This window comes from Mycolicibacterium celeriflavum, assembly GCF_010731795.1.
GTDB classification, from domain to species: domain Bacteria; phylum Actinomycetota; class Actinomycetes; order Mycobacteriales; family Mycobacteriaceae; genus Mycobacterium; species Mycobacterium celeriflavum.
Window position 1 is genome coordinate 4,886,495 of record NZ_AP022591.1, and the last position, 17,486, is coordinate 4,903,980.

A 17,486-nucleotide genomic window follows, 5' to 3' on the forward strand; every position below is an offset into this window, starting at 1 on the left:
CTGGTTCTGGTACTGGATGTTCTCCAACATCGGCACCTTCTGACCGGCCCGGGCAATCGATGACTGAACTTGCCGATGCGCACGCGATGGCGGTCGAGCGCAGTTGCGCGGTGACGGCCGTTGCGTTGAGCGGACAACGGCGCGAGGGCGTTCGTCTCGTAACCGGTGAGCACCGCGCATTCAGCTTGAGTGCGGCGTTGGACTTCGTACATGTGCCCTATCCGATCGGCCGCGACTGGACCCGCAGAACCCTCACATGTGGTGTCGCACTCCAATGTTCACCATCCAAGGACAGGCTAGTCGAGTACCGGCTCAACGAGCTCTCGGCACGCGAACTGCGCGCGCTTACTGTCGTCGAGGCACGCGTCGCCCTGGGCTGGGTCTGCGAACGCTGGCCCGGCCTGTTGCCGGAGATCCGGCGAGTGCTCGGCGATATCGACATGCTCGACGGCGACCTCGATGCGACGGCGATGCTCAACCAGGCGATCGCCTTGGCGCGCACCGGACAGCCACTGAGCGCCCATCCGCTGCTGGGCCGTCTTCCGCTTGCATACACGGCTCCGCAAGGCATGTCGGACAAGATGCGGCGCACGCTCGGCCGGATGCCGTGGACCACATCGCAGAAGCGCCTGCCGCGGCCTTACTCCATCCCTGTCGGAGGCGACGGCGGCATCCGCAATCCCAATCTGCCTCCGCCGAGCCGACCGCAGGACAACGATCTCGACATCACTCCGGACCACCGGCCCGGCATCCCCTATCCCGAGTGGAACGCGTGGACCAAGAGTTTCATGCGCGACCACGTCGCGGTGCTGGAAAGGGCACACCCATCCCGCAGCCGAGAGCCGGGATCGACATCGGCCGAGCTGAGAAGGTGGTTCGAAGAGCACACCCATCGCGCGATGAGGAACCGGTTGGAGGACGGCTCCGATCTGGACGTCGAACAATACGTCAACCATTACATCGACCTGACCACCGGTGAGGCGATCGAGCCGCGTCTTTTCCGCGAGCTCCTGCCGAGCAACCGGGACGTCACCACCGCCCTGCTGCTGGACGGGAGCTCGTCGCTCGGTGTCCACGGTGGCCGGATCTTCAAGCTCGAATTGGCCTGCGCCGACGCGCTATCGCGTGCGATGACGCTGGCTCGCGAGCGGCACGGCATCTTCGTGTTCACCGGCAACACCCGCCACCGCGTCGAGGTCAGTTGCCTCAAGGATTTCGAGGACCGCAGGTTCGTACCGCCCAGCCGGCTCGGACTGTCCACGGGCGGGTACACCCGGCTCGGGGCGCCGTTGCGGCACTTGACCAGTCGGCTTCTTGCGCAACCGTCCGAGCGTCGACTGCTGATCGTGATCGGCGACGGCCTGATCTCGGACGAGGGTTATGAGGGCCGCTACGCCTGGGCCGATGCCGCGCACGCCGTCGAGGAGGCCAGCGATGCGGGCGTGAGCATCTACTACGTCGGCGTCGGGCCGACCCGCGTCGACCCTCTACCGGAGGTCTTCGGACCCCGCCGCTCACAACGCATCCGACGAGTCGAGGAGCTTCCCCGAGTGCTTGCCCACGTCCATCGGGAGTTGGTGGCCGCATGAACTACTACGCGAACGGCAACGAGGTCCGGCTGTTCGAGCAGGCGTATCAGCAGCGCCTGCCCGTGATGCTGACCGGGCCGACGGGCTGCGGCAAGACCCGCCTCGTCGAGCACATGGGCGTCCTGCTCGAACGGCCCGTCGTGACGATCAGCTGCCACGACGACCTGACGAGTTCGGATCTGGTCGGCCGGTTCATGGTCACGGGCGGCGACGTCGTCTGGACCGACGGACCGCTCACCCGGGCCGTGAAGGCCGGTGCCATCTGCTATCTCGACGAGGTGGTGGAGGCGCGCCACGACTCACTGGCGATCCTGCACTCGCTGACCGACCACCGCCGCGCCCTGTTCCTCGACCGGGCAGGTGAGGTGGTCCAGGCACCGGACTCGTTCATGCTGGTCTGCTCGTACAACCCTGCTTACCGCAGCTCGTTGAAGGAACTCAAACCCTCGTTCCGCCAACGCTTTGTGACGCTGCCCATGAGGTATCTGCCTGCCGACCGCGAAGCCCAGGTGATCGTCGCCGAGACCGGTGTCGGGGCCGCGACCGCGACCCGGCTCGTGCAATGCGCCACCGCGATCCGCACCGCCGACGAAGCGTTCCACTTCGAACCGCCGTCCACCCGTGTCCTCGTCACCGCCGCCCAGCTGATCGTCGCGGGTGCAACCGAATTGGAGGCCGCCGAGGCCTGCATCCTCGCACCACTGTCCACCGACGGTGCCATCACCGACGGATTGCGTGAAGTCGCCGTGGCCAGCCTGGCCACCGATTCGCCGAGCACCTCCGGTTAGGAAGGAGTCCGACCCCATGGATCAGAAGGAGCGAAAGCGCAAGAGGGCGCTCATCGTCCTGCAGATCGTCATCTACGGCTACCTGCTCGCGATGTTCGGGATCCAGCTCTACATGTCATTCGCCCGCGGATGGTGGGAATTGTGAATCTGCCGCTGCTGAGCCGTCGCTCCAAGACGCCGCCCGCGCTCGACGGGTCCGTCAGCCTCGAGGAACACCACGAAGAATCGCGCCTGGCGCAACGCCGGGCGGACAAGTGGATGATCGTCGGCGCAGCCCTGATGGGCATGTGGGCGCCCGGCCTGATCGGCTTCCCGATCTTCATGCGCGGAGTATGGCTGCAGCGGCAGGCTGCCCGCGCCGGTCTGTCGATGCGGCCGATGATCGTCACACTGATCGGATACCTCGTGCTGATCGACGGGATGCTCAACAGTCTCGGCTGGGCACTCGATCTGGTCGCCAACCACACGCTGATCAACCGCGTACTGATGGTCGGCTGGGGCGCCATGTTCGACGCCGGTTACTTCTGGCACTACAACGAATTGTGGATCGGGGGCGCGGCCGGACCCGGTGAGAAGTCGATGGTGTTCGGGATGATCCTCACCGTGTTCGCGATGCGGTGCGCCGCCGCGATCGGCTTTTTGCAGATGAAGCGCTGGGGTCACCAGTGGATGATCATCACCTGCTGGATGGGTGTGCTCATCTGGTGCCTGTATGTGTTCAACATGACGATGTACGCCGACGTGCGCTACGCCGGGGTGGTCTTCCCGGTCATCGGCTGGTGGCTGTACGACATCTTCTACATCACGCCATTTTTGGCCATTCCGTATCTCCACACGGTCAACCGCGAAATCTTCTCCGACTGAACGGGTTCAAGGAGCCGAGCCATGACATCCTCTTCGCCGACGTCAGAAACCACCGAGGAACAAAAGGACGATCTGCCGCCGGGCACCACGCCGTATTACGCGCGGATGCACCGCTACATCAAGCGGGCGGTGCTGGTGTGTCTGGTCGCGCTGGTGATCGAGGGGGCGTTCACCCTGCCGTTCATGGCGGTGTATTACGGCTATCCCACACTCAGCCTCACCGAGATCTGCAGCGAACTGCTCAAGGTCCGCTACTCAGACGACACCTTGGAGTGCAAGGTCCCGTACCCGCCCCTGGGTCCGCCTGAGGGCGCCGAAGGCAAGGACACCGCTCAAGACGAATGGGGCATCCAACCGGTGCCGAAGTACAACAGGATCGGCTTCCGCGAACTGGTCCGCATACACGAACAGCGCGAAGCCCGGCAGGCGGCCGAACAGCAAGGCGCACAGGCTCCGTGACCAGGACGCTCGAGGAACACGCACAAAACTGGGACCTTCGTCACGAGGACTTCGGTGACAACGACTTCCTGTACGACGTCTACTCGGTGATGCGGCGCAATGCACCGTTCGCCCACACCGACACACCGTTCCTGTCCGCCACCCCCGGTGGCGCGTTTGTGGCGACGCGGTACGACGAGTGTTACCGCATCTTGCAGGATTGGCAGCACTTCTCGAGCAATCCCGTTCCAGAGGACGCCGAACGAGTTCCCGGCGAACTGCTCGTCATCATGGATCCTCCGCGGCAACAGAAGTTCCGCAAGGTGCTCAATCCGTACTTCTCGCCGGCTCGGATGAAGGCACTTGCACCCCAGATCCGGTCAGAAACCGACCGTTTGATCGATCTGTTCATCGAAGAGGGTGCCGGTGACCTCGCCCAGGTCGCATGGCGGCAGCCCGGAATCGTCTTCTTCAGGTACGTCCTCGGCATGCCCGTCGACGATGTTTCCCTGTGCATCGATCTGACCGACACCGCGCTCAACGGCGACACCGAGGAAGCCCGCACGACCGCCAACGTCGGGCTGTACCAGCATCTTCACGATGCGATGACGGCACGCGCCGCGCAGCCACCGCGAGACGACATGATCGACGTTCTTCTTTCTGCCGAGATCGACGGCGAGAAGTTGCCGTTCCAAGACGTGGTCGCCAACGCGATGCTGTTGGTGCAGGCCGGCCTGGAGACCACATCGAACGCGATGTCGTTCGCATTTCACTACCTCGCAACGCATCCCGATGAGCGTGACCGGCTCGTCGATGAACCGGAGATACTGCCACGAGCCGTCGAGGAGTTCATCCGGTACGGCGGCTCGATCCACGGCATCCCGCGGACGGTCGCCCGAAAAGTCGAAATGAGTGGGCACACTTTCTGTCCCGGACAGTCGGTACTCGTCAACTACGCCGCGGCGAACCGGGATGCCGACCAGTTCACCGAACCGGACCGGTGCATCCTGGACCGCCGCGACAACCGGCATCTCGGGTTCGGTGCCGGAGTGCACCGATGCCTGGGTTCGAATCTCGCTCGGCTGGAGTTCACGGTCGCCCTCGAGCAAGTGTTGGCGAGGATGCCCGATTACAGGTTGGCGCCCAACGCCGATCCGGTGTTCCACGGCAACTCTGTCACCCGCGGATACCGCAGCATCCCAGTCATGTTCACCCCCGGCGAGCGGCGGCCATGACTTATCGCGTCGTGCAGTGGACGACGGGCAACGTCGGCAAGAAGTCCGTGCATGCAATCGCCGCGAACACCGATCTCGAACTTGTCGGATGCTACGCCTGGTCGCCGGACAAGCTCGGCAAGGACGTCGGTGTGCTGTGCGGCATCGAACCGCTGGGCGTGACGGCGACCGACGACGTCGAAGCGCTGCTGGCGTTGAAACCGGACTGTGTGGTGTACAACCCGATGTTCGCCGACGTCGACGAGGTGGTGAACATCCTCGCCGCAGGTGTCAACGTGGTGACCACATCGGAGTTCATCACCGGCCACCAACTGGGAGAGGGCCGTGACCGCATCAGCGAGGCCTGTAACCGTGGTGGCGCCACGATCTTCGGCAGCGGCATCAACCCCGGATTCATCCAACTCTTCGCGGTGGTGACGGCCGGCCTCTCCGATCGCGTCGACCGGATCTCGATCCTGGAGTCCTTCGACACCACCATCTACAACTCGCCCGCCACCGAGATCCCCATGGGGTTCGGCCGTCCCATCGACGACCCGGACCTGCCGGCGGTCACCGAGAAGGGATCGGGCATTTTCCGCGAGGCCGTGCTGCTGGTCGCCGATGCGCTCGATGCCGAGCTCGACGACGTGCGATGCGAGGTCGAATATGCCCAGACCACCGACGATCTCGACCTACCCGGCGACTGGACGATAGCGGCCGGCTGCGTCGCGGGCATCGACGTCCGGTGGAAGGGCTACGTCGGCGGTCGGGACATCATCGAGATCCGTGGCGTGTGGACGAAAGGGCAGTCACTGCAACCGGCGTGGTCGGCGACGTTCGGTTACACCGTCACCGTGGAAGGCAGGCCCACGATCAAGAGCACGTTGAGTTTCGAACCGCCTCCGGACTTTCATGCCGAAACCCTCGACGACTTCATCATGCTCGGCCTCACCATCACCGCCATGCCGGCGATCACCGCGATCCCGGCCGTCGTCGCCGCCGATCCCGGCATCGCGACATACAACGATCTGCCGCTGCTGCTGCCGCGCGGCGTGCTCGCACAGTGAAGGAGGGCAGACGATGCCCGATCGCACGTACCGCGTGATCCAGTGGATGACGGGCGATGTCGGCCAGGTCGGTGTCCGGCACTTCGCCGACAGCCCGGTTTACAACCTGGTCGCAGTTCTGGTCCACACGCCGGAGAAAGTGGGTAAGGACGCCGGCGAGATCGCGGGCATCGCGCCGATCGGCATACGCGCCAGCGACGACATCGAAGCCGTCATCGCCATGGATGCCGACTGCGTGTTCTACACGCCCGTGATCATGGACACCGAAACGGTGTGCCGACTGTTGCGGTCGGGCAAGAACGTCGTCACCACAAGCGGCTTCTTCTACCCCTCACCGGATTTCGCCACGGACGGCGAGAAGATCCGTGCCGCCTGCCGGGACGGGGGAGTGTCGTTCCACGCGGGCGGAATCCATCCCGGCTACGCCGGCGACATCCTTCCGCTGACGTTGTCGCGGATCGTCAGCCGGATCGACAAGATCTCGGTGTTCGAAGTCGTCAACGTCCTCACCGACGCACCGCTCGACCACATCGACTGGATGGGCTTCGGTAAGGAGCGCGACGCCTTCCTCACCGAACCGACGATTCTGGGCCTCGGTGTCCCGTTCTTCGCGCAGTCGATGCACATGATCGCCGACGGACTGGGCGTGCACGTCGACGAGGTCACGGCCGACCTGGCGGCCGCCACCGCCACCGAGGACATTCCGCACGAACTGGGTGTGATACCGCGTGGAACAGTGGCCGCGCAGCATCACGAATGGACGGCAATCGTCGACGGCCGGCCGCTCATCGTTTTCCACGCGATCTACACGACGACATCGGCGGACAAGCTTGACCCCCCGTGGGATTGGGGCAAGACGCGGTACCGGATCGTGGTCGACGGCGACCCGCCGACGGAGATGACGCTCCAGGGCGTCGACCGGCCCGACGGCACCATGGCGCACCCCGGCTACAACTGGACCGCGATGGGCGCGATCAACGCGATCCCCGCGGTCTGTGACGCCGCACCCGGTTGGGTCACCCACCTCGATTTGGGTCTCGTACAACCTCGCGGGCTGGTGCGCAAATGACCGAGGAACGTTCCCGGCTGCATCACGTCGTTCTCGCGGTAGCTGGTGAACGCCAGGCGAGGGTTGCGCAGATGTTCACCGAACTCGGCTTCCGATTCGATGGCACCGACCTCACCGAACTCGGTGTCTCCGTTCGCCTCGACTGGGACGGAGGGCTCGAGTTGATCAGTCCCATTCCCGGGTCGACCGCCGAGGTGGCCAGATCGGTGACCGACTTTCTCGACCGCAACGGCGAGGGAGTCTACACGGTGGTGCTACGCGTGCCCGAAGCGTCGGCCGCCGGATCCCTGACCGCACAGTACGGTTCGACGACGCGCTTCCGGCAGAGCTTCTCAGGCGAGGGCTCCTACCTCGACGAGGTCGACCTTTCGGTGTTCGGCATACCGCTGACCTTCCTGTCCACGAACGTCTGATGACATGAGCATCCGCACCACCAAACCCAGTGTCTTCGAGGCCGATCTGCCGACACTGGCCTACGACATCACCGCGACACCGCAAGACATCTACCCGCAATTCCGGGCTGCCCAGGACGTGGCGCCGATCGCGCTGGGTCCGATCGGACCGGAAGTGCTGTCCTACGACCTGGCCCGGGCGATATTGGGGGATCCGCGGTTCGGCATTCCGCCGGGCATCCATCTCACCGCGCACGGGGTGACATCGGGGGAGTTGTGGGACCGGGTGACGCGCAGCATCCTCTGCATGGAGGGCGCCGAGCACCGGCGACTGCGCAGCCTCGTTTCCCGAGCGTTCACTCCCCGCGCGACGGCCCGCATGGACGTCACCATCCACACCGTCATGAACGACCTCATCGACGCCGTCGAGGGCGACGGCAGGTGTGAGTTCGTGGAAGCGGTCGCTCGCCCCTACCCGATTCCGGTCATCTGTGCGTTGCTCGGTGCACCGTCGGAGGACTGGAAGTTGTTCTCCAGGTGGGCTGAAGACATTTTCAAGGTCGTCAGCTTCGACATCGACCTCGCCGCCGAGGAACCGGCCGTGTTGCGGGCCTGGGACGCATTCGACGAGTACATCGACGACATGATCGCCCACCGGCGCACCGAGTTGACACATGACCTGCTCTCCGAGCTGATCCGCGCCGAGCATGACGGAGACCGGCTCGACGCGGCCGAGGTACGCATGCTCGCGTTCAGTATTCTGCTGGCCGGAACGGACACCACCCGAACGCAATTGGGCGCCTCCATGCAGGTTTTGTGCGACCACCCCGAGCAGTTGGCGCTGCTGCGGGACAGACCCGAACTCGCGATGAACGCCGTCGAGGAGACGATGCGGCATTCGCCGTCTATGTGCAGCACGCTTCGCAGCGCGACCGAAGACGTCACCATCGGCGAATACACGATCCCCGCAGGCACCTTCATCCTGGTCAACACCTTTGCCGCCAACCGCGATCCGGTGATCTACGACGACCCCACCCGCTTCGACATCACCCGTGGTGATCCGCCGCCCATTCTCACCTTCGGCGGCGGTGCCCACTACTGCCTCGGCGCCAACCTGGCGCGGCGCGAACTGGCCGAGGCGCTGAAGATCCTTGCGGTGCGGATGCCCAACCCACGTCTCACCGGTCCGGCGCCGTGGCGCCCGCTGCTGGGGATGAGTGGACCGACCAGCCTGCCGATAGAGTTCGGTTGACGTGATTTCGGTGTACGCGGTTGCGGTGAGCGCGACCGACTACACCGAAGTCGCCAGTCGGCGAGGTGCCCAGATCTCCGTCGGCGTCGAGCGGCCCCGCAGGGTTTCCGAACCCCGCGCCTCCCAGCTGCGGCGCTCCGCCTCGTCGGCGCGCTCGAGCGAGGCACCTGAGCACAGCACCCGTACGTCGAAATCCTTGGCGCGGTCGGCCAACCGCGCGGCCTCGTTGACCGCGTCTCCGACGACGGTGTACTCGTAGCGGTTCTCCGCGCCGATGTTGCCGGCGAACACCGGGCCGGCCGAGACGCCGATGCCGAAGTCGAGGCGCAGGCGTCGCAACTCCGTGACGAGCATGCGGGCGGTCGCCGGATCGTCGCTGCGCAGCGGAGCGCCGAACACGGCGAGCGCGGCATCGCCTTGGAACTTGTTGACCAGGCCGTGTTTGTCGTCCACGGCGGCCACGACGATGCGGAAGAAGTCGTTGAGCAGTTCCGCGACCTCATGGGGTTCGTGCGATGCGGCCAGCCGCGTCGACCCGACCAGATCGATGAACAGGACCGCGACATCGCGTTCGTCACCCGAGAGCGACTCGTTCTCTTCAACGGCGCGACGCACCACCTCTTCTCCGACGTGGCGGCCGAACAGGTCCCGCAGCCGGTCGCGTTCGCGCAGGCCGGCGACCATGCTGTTGAAACCCCGCTGCAGGAGCCCGATCTCCGACCACTCGTACACCTCGACTCGAGCGTCGATCTGTCCTCGTTCGACCTTCGCCATGCCGTCGATGACTTCGTGGACGGGGTCGGAGATCGACATCGACACCAGGATCATGGCCCGAAAGCCGAGCACCACGGCGACGAGCGCCAGCACGAGAAGGGCCAACTCGATGGGAGCGGCCCTGTCGATGATCCAACCGCGTGCGCGCATGATGAGCAGCAAGGCGATCGCCAGGCCCGGCAGCGCGGTACACGTGGTCCACATGAGCAGCAGGCGGGCACGCACTCCCGGCGCGGTGAGCCGGGTGAAATCCGTTGTGACACCGGCCATGACCGGCCGCAGCGGGCGCAATGTGAACAGAAACCCGGTGGACACCGTCGCGATCGTGCCGAAGAGCATGGCCGAGCCGATGACCGCCTGTGCCTCGGCTCCCGCGTCGAGATCCCAGAAGATCAGCACCGCGCCCGTGAGCAGCCACGGTGTGACCGTGAGCGCCGCCTGACGGCGCACGATCTTGAGCGTCTCCTGGCGTTCGGCATCGGTGGGCTCGCGGGAACCGAGCCACCGCAGCGAGGGGCGGATGATGAGCGCGCCGCCGACGGTCACCATCGCGGTGCCCACGATGATCAACGTGGCCGACACGAGGATGGTTTCGGCGGTCAACCCCGTCCAGCCGGTCATCGACATGACTATCGCGATGACCTCGGCGACCGTGAGGACATAGGCGAACGCTAGGCCCGCTGCGTAACGAACGAGCAGGCTGCGTTGCCTCACATCGGTAGAAAGTATCAGTCGCTGGCCGGTAACGGCTTGGCTTCTTTGAGCGACAGGGGAGTGCTGCCGATGCTCAATGTGCCCGCACCTGCCTTGGTGACGAGGACCTCCGCGCCGTTGTCGTCGACGTAGCGCTTGCCCATCGCATTGCCGTCGGCGAAGTCCGGATCGAGGGAAAGTTCGGAAGCCTTCGCCTCATCTGATTGGGTGTCGATCGGCACCATCGGTGCGCCGCCGGCGCGCAGATCGTCGAGACTGTCGGCGCTGCGTACCACGATCACCTGTGTGTCACACACCTGACTCTGAAGTCGTGTGCCGTTCTTGATCATGTTGAGCTCCTTGCTATTTGGTGGCTGTCAACTCGGCGATCAGTTCCCGACGGAGCACTTTGCCGGTCGCGTTGGTCGGCAACTCGTCGCGAAACACCACTCGGTCGGGGGTCCGCGATCCGCGCAGCTGACGTCGGACGTGCTCGCGCAACTCGTCGGCGTCCGGGGTGGCCGGCCCGTCTGGAGTGTCGGCGGGGACCACCACCGCGACGATGATCTGACCCCACTGCGGATCCTCCGGCCCCACCACGGCGCAGTCGCGGACCGCGGGATGCTCGACGAGTACATCCTCGATCTCGGCCGGCGCGATGTTCTCGCCACCGCGGATGATCGTGTCGTCGGAACGGCCGCCGATGAACAGGTAGCCGGCCTCGTCGAGCATCGCGATGTCCTTGGTGGGGAACCAACCGTCGGCATCGAGCACCGATCCGATCTCGGCGTAGCGGCCGGACACCTGGTCCCCACGGACGAACAGTTCACCGGTTTCGCCCGGACCGAGTACCTCGCCGTCGGCGTTGCGGATCTGCACCTCGATCCCGGGCACGGGTTGGCCCACCGAACCCAGCCTTCGCAGCACCGCGTCGTCGGACGAAGCCAGTGCCGCGCGGTGATCGTCGGGGCCGAGCACCGCGATGGTCGAACTGGTTTCGGTGAGCCCGTACGCGTTGACGAAACCGACGTTGGGAAGCAGTTCGAGCGCCTTGCGCACCAGAGGCAATGCAACCTTGGATCCGCCATAGGCGAGGTTGCGCAGCGTGGCCAAGTCGACCGACTCCGTCTCGAGAACCGTGACGATGCGGTCCAACATGGTCGGCACGACGGTGGCCGTCGTGACACCCTCCGTCTTCACCAGGCGCACCCACTCATGCGGGTCGAACTGGCATAGGTACACCATCTTGCGGCCCGCGTAGAGGTTCGACAATGCGGCGCCGACACCGGCGATGTGGTACGGCGGTACGCAGATCAGCGCGGCGTCATCGGGTGCCGCGGAGTCGAACTCCACGGTGCCGGTGATGTAACTGGTCAGGTTGTTGTGGGTCAGCTCAACGGCTTTGGGCCGTGACGTGGTGCCCGAGGTGAACAGCACCACGGCGACGTCCTCGGGGTCTGCGAACTCGGCCGCCGGTTCGGCGGTGCGGGCGCTCGCCACGAATTCCTCGGACCCGATGACCTCTTTGCCTGTTCCGGCGACGACGTCGCAGTACTCGGCGTCGGCCACGATCAGCGGGGCCGGCAGGCGGTCGATCAGCTCACGCAGTCCGTCCGCACTGAGCCGGTAGTTCAACGGTGTGACCGGCACGCCGGCCCTGGCGGAAGCGAACAACAGCAGCGGCAGCATGACACCGCCGGTTCCCACATATGCGACGTGGGAGGCGCCCGAAGCGGCGATGACGCCCGCTCCGCCGTCCGCGAGTGCACTCAATTCGCCTGTGGTCAGCCGCATTTCGCCGGACACCACGGCGGTCCGGTCCGGATTGCTCGAGGAGGCCATCTCGAGCAGCAGTGAAATGCTCATGACTTGTCGACGAAGATATCAAGGATGGGGTCGTCGCCACCGCCGTAGCGAGACAGGTCCGTCACGCCGGATTGCTTCAGCAGTTCGGAGTCGATGAAGCATTTGCCGTTGACGTCGGCCGCGGGGCGGGACAGGATCGCCGCCGCCGCATCACCCATGATCTGCGGATCGCGGGACCTGCCCAGCATCTCCTGGAAGTTCGGCGCATTGGCCACCGCAGCGGTGGCGATGTAGGTCTGCGGCCACAGGCAACTGAATCCGATGCCCGCATCCGCGTACTCGGCGGCCCAGCCCCGCGAGAGCAGCGTCATCCCGTACTTGGACAGCGTGTAGGACGGGTGCGCGCCCAGCCAGTGCGGGTTCATGTTCAGCGGCGGCGCCAACGTGATGACGTGCGCGTCGGGGCTCTTGCGAAGGTACGGCAGCGCGGCCTTGGTGAGCAGGAACGTGCCGCGTACGTTGATGTCCATCATCAAGTCGAACTTCTTGGCCGCCAACTGCTCGGTCGGTTCGGTGGCGATGGCGCTGGCGTTGTTGACGACGATGTCCACACCGCCGAAGTGCTCGACGGCCGCGTCGACCGCGCGTTGCACGTCTTCTTCCTTGCGTACGTCGCCCACCACCGCCACGCCCTTGCCTCCGGCGGCCTCGACCTCCGCGACGGCGGTGTGCACGGTGCCCGGCAGCTTCGGGTGCGGTTCGGCCGTCTTGGCCAGCAGCACGACGTTGGCGCCGCGTGCGGCCGCGGCGAGCGCGATCGCCAGACCTATGCCGCGGCTGCCGCCGGAGACGACGAGCGTGCGGTCAGTGAGGGCGGACATGGACCTCCTTAGCCAGGCGACCTGCGTCGTCCCACGATGCTAGCTGACACCCTTGGGCGAGCGGTATTGACGTTCTCATTTTACGCAAGTGCCATAATCGCTGTGTACCGCGTCTTCGCCTGCTCTTTACCGAGGGCGGCACCGCTTCCTCGGTGCGCGTTTGCCGCCAGCGGTATTGGCATTCTCATTTTTTGCAAGTACGTTATCCAGTGATGAGCGAGCCAGTACAGACCCCGTCGGGGATCCCGCTCGAGCCGGTCTACGGACCGGCGGAACGGGTGACCGAACCGCCACCGCCGGGCACCTATCCGTTCACCCGCGGCAACTTCGCAACCGGCTACCGCGGTAAGACCTGGACGTTTCGTCAGTATTCGGGGTTCGGGACGGCGGAGGAGTCGAACCGCCGCTACCGCTACCTGCTCGACCAGGGCGGGACCGGATTGTCGGTGGCATTGGATCTGCCTACGCAGTGCGGCTACGACTCCGATGACCCCGAGTACGGCGAGGAGGTAGGCCGCGTCGGCGTCGCGGTCGACACGCTCGCCGACGCCGAGATCCTGTTCGACGGCATCCCGCTGGACAAGATCAGCACCAGCTTCACCATCAACGGCACCGCCGCGATCCTGCTGGCGTTCTATGTCGCCGCGGCCGAGAAGAAGGGGGTGCCGCGAGCAAAGCTGACCGGCACCATCCAGAACGACATCCTCAAGGAGTACGCCTCACGCGGCACCTGGATCTGGCCGCCGGAACCGTCGCTGCGGCTGATCGCCGACACGATCGAATTCTGCGCGGCCGAGGTCCCCAGGTTCAACGCGATCTCCGTCGCCGGTGCACACTTCCGCGATGCCGGCGCGAATGCCGTTCAGGAGATGGCGTTCACCTTGGCCGACGGCGTCACCTACTGCGACACAGTGGTCGAGCGCGGCCGCATGACCATCGATCAGTTCGCCCCGCAGATCTCCTTCTTCTTCTACACCCACGGCGACTTCTTCGAGGAGATCGCGAAGTACCGGGCCGGGCGGCGACGGTGGGCGACGATCGTGCGGGAACGCTACGGCGCCACCACCGACAAGGCGTCGATGTTCCGGTTCGGCTGTGTGGCGGGCGGCGCATCGCTGTACGCGCCGCAGGCCCAGAACAACCTGGTCCGGGTCGCCTACGAGGCGATGGCCGCGGTGCTCGGCGGCGTGCAGTCGATGTTCACTGCGGCGTGGGACGAGCCGTTCGCGCTGCCCAGCGAGGAGTCTGCGACGCTGGCGCTGCGGACCCAGCAGATCCTCGCTTATGAGACCGGCGTGACGAAGGTCGCCGATCCGCTCGGCGGCTCGTATTTCGTCGAGGCGCTCACCGACGCGACCGAAGAGAAGATCGTCGAGATCATGCACGATCTGGAGACCCATGGCGGGATGGTCGCAGCCATCGAGGACGGCTATCTGCAGGGCCTGATCGCCGACGAGGCGTTCAAGATCCACCAGGAGATCGAATCCGGTGAGCGACCGGTCGTGGGAGTCAACAAGTTCGTCGCCGATGAACCGCCGCCGGAGATCGCAACCTACGAACTCGACGCCGAGGGCCGCGATATGCAGCTCAAGCGGCTGTCCAAGGTCAAGGCCGAGCGGGATGCCGCGGCGGTCAAGGAGTCGTTGGCGGCCCTTGCTCGCGCTGCCGAAGGTGATGACAACCTGATGCACAAGCTGATCGACTGCGCCAATACGTATTGCACTGTGGGCGAGATGGTTTCGACGCTCAAGGCGGTCTGGGGCGAATTCCAGCAGCCGGTGGTGTTCTGATGGGCGACTCCGCTCCCGCCCAGAGCCGCCCGGCCCGCGTGCTGGTTGCCAAACCCGGCCTCGACGGTCATGACCGCGGCGCCAAGATCGTCGCGCGGACACTGCGCGACGCCGGCTTCGAGGTGATCTACACCGGCATCCGGCAACGCATCGAGGACATCGTCTCGATCGCCTTGCAGGAAGACGTTGGGTTGGTGGGCCTTTCGATCCTGTCGGGTGCCCACGTGGCGCTCACCACGCGCACCGTGGAGGCGCTGCGCGCGGCGGACGCCGGCGATATCGCGGTTGTCGTGGGCGGCACGATTCCGCAGAGCGATGTCCAGAAGCTGCTCGACGCCGGCGCCGCGGCGGTGTTTCCGACCGGCACACCGCTCGACACACTGGTCGACGAGGTGCGCAAGTTGACGGTGAGCGCACAGTGACTCGCTCGGCGCTGAACTCTCGGAGGAAGAACTGACATGCGGCTTGGCGTGATGATCGGTGCCGAGCGCGGCGACATTGCCCGCAAGGTCAACAAGCTGGTCTCCGATATCGAGTGGGCCGAATCCGCGGGCATGGATACGGCATGGATGCCGCAGGTGCCCAACGACTTCGACTGCCTGACGATGGTTGCGCTGATGGCGGCGCACACCTCGAAGATAGAGCTCGGTACCGCGGTGGTCCCGCTGCAGGCGCAGCACCCGATCGCGCTGGCGCGTCAGGCGCTGTCGGTGCACGCGATGGCCGGCGGACGGCTCGCGCTGGGGGTGGGCCCGTCGCACCACTGGATCGTTCGGGACATGCTGGGCATTCCATATGAGAAGCCGGCCGCGTACACCCGCGACTACCTCGAGGTGCTCAACAAAGCGCTCGCCGGACCCGGCGATGTCGATGTCGAGAACGGCACCTTTTCGGTGCACAATCCTACGGTGTTGGGCGCGCAGAGCCCGCTGCCGGTGCTGGTGGCAGCGCTGGGTCCGGTCATGTTGCAGATCGCGGGGGAGCGCGCCGACGGCACGGTGCTGTGGATGGCCGACGAGAAGGCTATCGGTGAGCACATCGCGCCCAAGATCAACAAGGCCGCCGCGGAGGCCGGCAGGCCCGCGCCGCGCATCGTCGCCGGAATTCCGGTGTGCCTGTGCGCCGATTCGGAGATCGAGGCGGCGAAGGAGCGGGCGAACCGCATTCTCGCCGAGGCCGAGACGTCGCCGAACTATCAGCGGCTACTCGATCGCGGGGATGCGCGCGATGTCGGCGATCTGTGCGCCGCCGGCGACAGTGAACAGATTCTGCGGCGATTCCAAAGATTCGCCGACGCCGGAGTCACCGATCTGTCCGTACGGCTGTTGCCGATCGGCGAGAATCGCGACGAACTGATCGCGTCGAAATACCGCACCCGCGAGGTGATCGCGGAGTTGGCCAAGGCCGTGCGGTGACCGACTCGGGTCCGCTGGCGGGCATCCGGATCATCGAGGTCGGCGTCATGCTGGCCGGCCCGTACGCGACCATGCTGCTGGCCGACCTCGGCGCGGAGGTCATCAAGATCGAACCGCCGGGCGGTGAGATCTCGCGTCAGGTCGGTGACAGCTACTTCGCCAGTCTGAACCGCAACAAGAAGAGCGTCGTGCTCGATCTGCGCTCGGATGACGGTCGTCGGCGCTTGGCCGAACTCGTCGCGGAATCCCATGCGCTGCTGGTGAACATGAAGCCGTCGGCGATCAAGAAGCTGGGCCTGACTTACGAATCGCTTCGGCAGTTCAACGAACGCATCGTCTGTGTGGCGATGACCGGCTTCGGGCTCGAGGGTGGCGACGACCCCGCGTTCGACTACGTGATCCAGGCCGCGACCGGTGTCGCCGCGATGACGGGACACCCCGACGGGCCGCCGACCTTGCCGGGATATTCGTCTGCCGACAACTCGACCGGGTTGGCCGCGGCGTTGGGGTTACTGGCCCAGATCGTGTCCGGCCGCGGTGGTCAGGTCGACGTGTCCCTGCGTGACGTGATGCTCTCGCAGTTGAACTATCGTGCCTCGGCCTATCTCAACGATGGTGCGGCGCCGCTGCGGTATCCGTACGGGGCGCACTCGTATTACGTTCCGGCGCAACTGTTCGCCACCGCGGACGGTTATCTGGCGCTGTTCATCACCCACGACGGGTTCTGGCGGGCGTTCAGTGGCGAGGCCAGGATCGACGGCTACGAGACGATGGCGGAAAGGGCCGCCAAACGCGACGAGGTGCTCGCCGTGGTGGCCTCCGCGTTGGCCGCCGACACGGCGGCGGGCTGGGAGTCGCGGCTCCGACCGCTCGGGATTCCCGTCGCCGCGGTGCGCACGCTGCCGGAGGCGTTGGAGCAGACACCGGAGGTGATCGTCACCGCCGGCGAATTCCGGTTGGTGCGCAGTCCCATCCAGATCGCCGGCTACCAACCGGAATACCGGCCCGCGCCGGCCGTCGACGAGCACGGCGACATCGCGGCTCAGTCGTCTCAGTCGTCTCAGTCGTCGTAAGTGACGCTGATCGTGTCGGTGTCCGGGACGGCCTGGCAGGTGAGGATGTATCCCTCTTCGACCTCATCCTCATCGAGAGCGTCGTTGACGCGCATGGTCGCCCGTCCCTCGACGAGCTTGCCCATGCAGGTGCCGCAGTTGCCTGCTTCGCAGGAGAACGGCGGCGACAGCCCGGCCCTTCGGGCACTCTCCAGAAGCGTTTCGTTCCCTTTTCGCGCGATCGACACCGTCTTGCGATCGAGCACGATCGTCACCTGTCCGTCGCCGTCTGCAGCGGGCGGACCAGGCATCGGATCTGCCGTCATCGAACCTCTCCTGGCACGTCGATTCTGATATTCAGAGAATATCATTCTCGTTAAGTGATACGCTATTCTCGACCAT

19 protein-coding genes are annotated in these 17,486 nt (G+C 65.4%); 14 read left to right on the forward strand and 5 right to left on the reverse strand.

The annotated features are described in order from the left end of the window. Window positions 1-59: 59 nt before the first annotated feature. Genes G6N18_RS23510 through G6N18_RS23550 form a run of 10 tightly spaced genes read left to right on the forward strand, consistent with a single transcriptional unit; the run spans window position 60 to window position 8,673 of the window. On the forward strand, window positions 60-1,589 hold the full coding sequence (locus G6N18_RS23510) for a nitric oxide reductase activation protein NorD (protein ID WP_083004034.1): 1,530 nt from the start codon (window positions 60-62) through the stop codon (window positions 1,587-1,589). After that, complete coding sequence (locus G6N18_RS23515; RefSeq protein WP_083004031.1) at window positions 1,586-2,377, forward strand: CbbQ/NirQ/NorQ/GpvN family protein; 792 nt, start codon at window positions 1,586-1,588, stop codon at window positions 2,375-2,377. Before G6N18_RS23510 ends, G6N18_RS23515 begins: the two co-directional genes overlap by 4 nt. A 16-nt stretch (window positions 2,378-2,393) precedes the next feature. Further along, window positions 2,394-2,522: a hypothetical protein gene (locus G6N18_RS24765; RefSeq protein ID WP_014211088.1), complete on the forward strand. Its 129-nt coding sequence runs from the start codon at window positions 2,394-2,396 to the stop codon at window positions 2,520-2,522. After that, a complete protein-coding gene (locus G6N18_RS23520; RefSeq protein ID WP_067224456.1) occupies window positions 2,519-3,241 on the forward strand; it encodes a hypothetical protein in 723 nt (240 codons plus the stop codon). Before G6N18_RS24765 ends, G6N18_RS23520 begins: the two co-directional genes overlap by 4 nt. Window positions 3,242-3,262: 21 nt before the next feature. After that, complete coding sequence (locus tag G6N18_RS23525; RefSeq protein ID WP_083004028.1) at window positions 3,263-3,700, forward strand: hypothetical protein; 438 nt, start codon at window positions 3,263-3,265, stop codon at window positions 3,698-3,700. After that, on the forward strand, window positions 3,697-4,914 hold the full coding sequence (locus G6N18_RS23530; protein ID WP_083004024.1) for a cytochrome P450: 1,218 nt from the start codon (window positions 3,697-3,699) through the stop codon (window positions 4,912-4,914). Before G6N18_RS23525 ends, G6N18_RS23530 begins: the two co-directional genes overlap by 4 nt. Next, window positions 4,911-5,960, forward strand: a complete 1,050-nt coding sequence (locus G6N18_RS23535; protein ID WP_083004021.1) for an NAD(P)H-dependent amine dehydrogenase family protein — start codon at window positions 4,911-4,913, stop codon at window positions 5,958-5,960. The genes G6N18_RS23530 and G6N18_RS23535 overlap by 4 nt, the downstream gene beginning before the upstream one ends. 13 nt (window positions 5,961-5,973) lie before the next feature. Further along, a complete protein-coding gene (locus tag G6N18_RS23540) occupies window positions 5,974-7,029 on the forward strand; it encodes an NAD(P)H-dependent amine dehydrogenase family protein (protein WP_083004019.1) in 1,056 nt (351 codons plus the stop codon). After that, window positions 7,026-7,442, forward strand: coding sequence for a VOC family protein (locus G6N18_RS23545; protein WP_083004015.1), 417 nt, complete (start codon window positions 7,026-7,028; stop codon window positions 7,440-7,442). The genes G6N18_RS23540 and G6N18_RS23545 overlap by 4 nt, the downstream gene beginning before the upstream one ends. Window positions 7,443-7,446: 4 nt before the next feature. Beyond that, window positions 7,447-8,673 (forward strand): cytochrome P450, encoded by a 1,227-nt coding sequence (locus G6N18_RS23550; protein ID WP_083004012.1) that lies wholly within the window; start codon window positions 7,447-7,449, stop codon window positions 8,671-8,673. Window positions 8,674-8,712: 39 nt separating this feature from the next. On the opposite strand, the gene G6N18_RS23555 is transcribed toward G6N18_RS23550, so the two are convergent. Genes G6N18_RS23555 through G6N18_RS23570 form a run of 4 tightly spaced genes read right to left on the reverse strand, consistent with a single transcriptional unit; the run spans window position 8,713 to window position 12,827 of the window. Beyond that, on the reverse strand, window positions 8,713-10,161 hold the full coding sequence (locus G6N18_RS23555) for an adenylate/guanylate cyclase domain-containing protein (RefSeq protein ID WP_083004008.1): 1,449 nt from the start codon (window positions 10,159-10,161) through the stop codon (window positions 8,713-8,715). Between the two features lie 14 nt (window positions 10,162-10,175). After that, on the reverse strand, window positions 10,176-10,490 hold the full coding sequence (locus G6N18_RS23560; protein ID WP_083004005.1) for a hypothetical protein: 315 nt from the start codon (window positions 10,488-10,490) through the stop codon (window positions 10,176-10,178). Window positions 10,491-10,503: 13 nt separating this feature from the next. Beyond that, window positions 10,504-12,006, reverse strand: coding sequence for a class I adenylate-forming enzyme family protein (locus G6N18_RS23565; protein WP_083004003.1), 1,503 nt, complete (start codon window positions 12,004-12,006; stop codon window positions 10,504-10,506). Beyond that, on the reverse strand, window positions 12,003-12,827 hold the full coding sequence (locus G6N18_RS23570) for an SDR family oxidoreductase (protein ID WP_083004000.1): 825 nt from the start codon (window positions 12,825-12,827) through the stop codon (window positions 12,003-12,005). Before G6N18_RS23570 ends, G6N18_RS23565 begins: the two co-directional genes overlap by 4 nt. Before the next feature lie 212 nt (window positions 12,828-13,039). Between G6N18_RS23570 and G6N18_RS23575 the strand changes: the two genes are divergently transcribed. From G6N18_RS23575 to G6N18_RS23590, 4 genes are read left to right on the forward strand one after another with little or no spacing between them, the layout of a single operon-like run. After that, complete coding sequence (locus G6N18_RS23575) at window positions 13,040-14,617, forward strand: methylmalonyl-CoA mutase family protein (protein WP_083003997.1); 1,578 nt, start codon at window positions 13,040-13,042, stop codon at window positions 14,615-14,617. Next, window positions 14,617-15,039: a cobalamin B12-binding domain-containing protein gene (locus G6N18_RS23580; protein WP_083003995.1), complete on the forward strand. Its 423-nt coding sequence runs from the start codon at window positions 14,617-14,619 to the stop codon at window positions 15,037-15,039. The genes G6N18_RS23575 and G6N18_RS23580 overlap by 1 nt, the downstream gene beginning before the upstream one ends. 36 nt (window positions 15,040-15,075) lie before the next feature. Next, a complete protein-coding gene (locus G6N18_RS23585; protein WP_083003992.1) occupies window positions 15,076-16,032 on the forward strand; it encodes an LLM class F420-dependent oxidoreductase in 957 nt (318 codons plus the stop codon). Continuing rightward, a complete protein-coding gene (locus tag G6N18_RS23590) occupies window positions 16,029-17,105 on the forward strand; it encodes a CaiB/BaiF CoA transferase family protein (protein ID WP_083003990.1) in 1,077 nt (358 codons plus the stop codon). The genes G6N18_RS23585 and G6N18_RS23590 overlap by 4 nt, the downstream gene beginning before the upstream one ends. Here the strand turns inward: G6N18_RS23590 and G6N18_RS23595 are convergent. After that, window positions 17,093-17,410, reverse strand: coding sequence for a 2Fe-2S iron-sulfur cluster-binding protein (locus tag G6N18_RS23595; protein WP_067223269.1), 318 nt, complete (start codon window positions 17,408-17,410; stop codon window positions 17,093-17,095). The two genes, G6N18_RS23590 and G6N18_RS23595, sit on opposite strands and share 13 nt — an antisense overlap. Between the last annotated feature and the right edge of the window lie 76 nt (window positions 17,411-17,486).

Bases quoted from the DNA above. Each gene is read 5' to 3' on its own strand.
- G6N18_RS23540 (WP_083004019.1), top strand. From the start codon at position 5,974: ATGCCCGATCGCACGTACCGCGTGATCCAGTGGATGACGGGCGATGTC.
- G6N18_RS23570 (WP_083004000.1), bottom strand. From the start codon at position 12,827: ATGTCCGCCCTCACTGACCGCACGCTCGTCGTCTCCGGCGGCAGCCGC.
- G6N18_RS23550 (WP_083004012.1), top strand. From the start codon at position 7,447: ATGAGCATCCGCACCACCAAACCCAGTGTCTTCGAGGCCGATCTGCCG.
- G6N18_RS24765 (WP_014211088.1), top strand. From the start codon at position 2,394: ATGGATCAGAAGGAGCGAAAGCGCAAGAGGGCGCTCATCGTCCTGCAG.
- G6N18_RS23575 (WP_083003997.1), top strand. From the start codon at position 13,040: ATGAGCGAGCCAGTACAGACCCCGTCGGGGATCCCGCTCGAGCCGGTC.
- G6N18_RS23595 (WP_067223269.1), bottom strand. From the start codon at position 17,410: ATGACGGCAGATCCGATGCCTGGTCCGCCCGCTGCAGACGGCGACGGA.
- G6N18_RS23545 (WP_083004015.1), top strand. From the start codon at position 7,026: ATGACCGAGGAACGTTCCCGGCTGCATCACGTCGTTCTCGCGGTAGCT.
- G6N18_RS23580 (WP_083003995.1), top strand. From the start codon at position 14,617: ATGGGCGACTCCGCTCCCGCCCAGAGCCGCCCGGCCCGCGTGCTGGTT.
- G6N18_RS23510 (WP_083004034.1), top strand. From the start codon at position 60: ATGACTGAACTTGCCGATGCGCACGCGATGGCGGTCGAGCGCAGTTGC.
- G6N18_RS23565 (WP_083004003.1), bottom strand. From the start codon at position 12,006: ATGAGCATTTCACTGCTGCTCGAGATGGCCTCCTCGAGCAATCCGGAC.
- G6N18_RS23585 (WP_083003992.1), top strand. From the start codon at position 15,076: ATGCGGCTTGGCGTGATGATCGGTGCCGAGCGCGGCGACATTGCCCGC.
- G6N18_RS23535 (WP_083004021.1), top strand. From the start codon at position 4,911: ATGACTTATCGCGTCGTGCAGTGGACGACGGGCAACGTCGGCAAGAAG.
- G6N18_RS23515 (WP_083004031.1), top strand. From the start codon at position 1,586: ATGAACTACTACGCGAACGGCAACGAGGTCCGGCTGTTCGAGCAGGCG.
- G6N18_RS23560 (WP_083004005.1), bottom strand. From the start codon at position 10,490: ATGATCAAGAACGGCACACGACTTCAGAGTCAGGTGTGTGACACACAG.
- G6N18_RS23525 (WP_083004028.1), top strand. From the start codon at position 3,263: ATGACATCCTCTTCGCCGACGTCAGAAACCACCGAGGAACAAAAGGAC.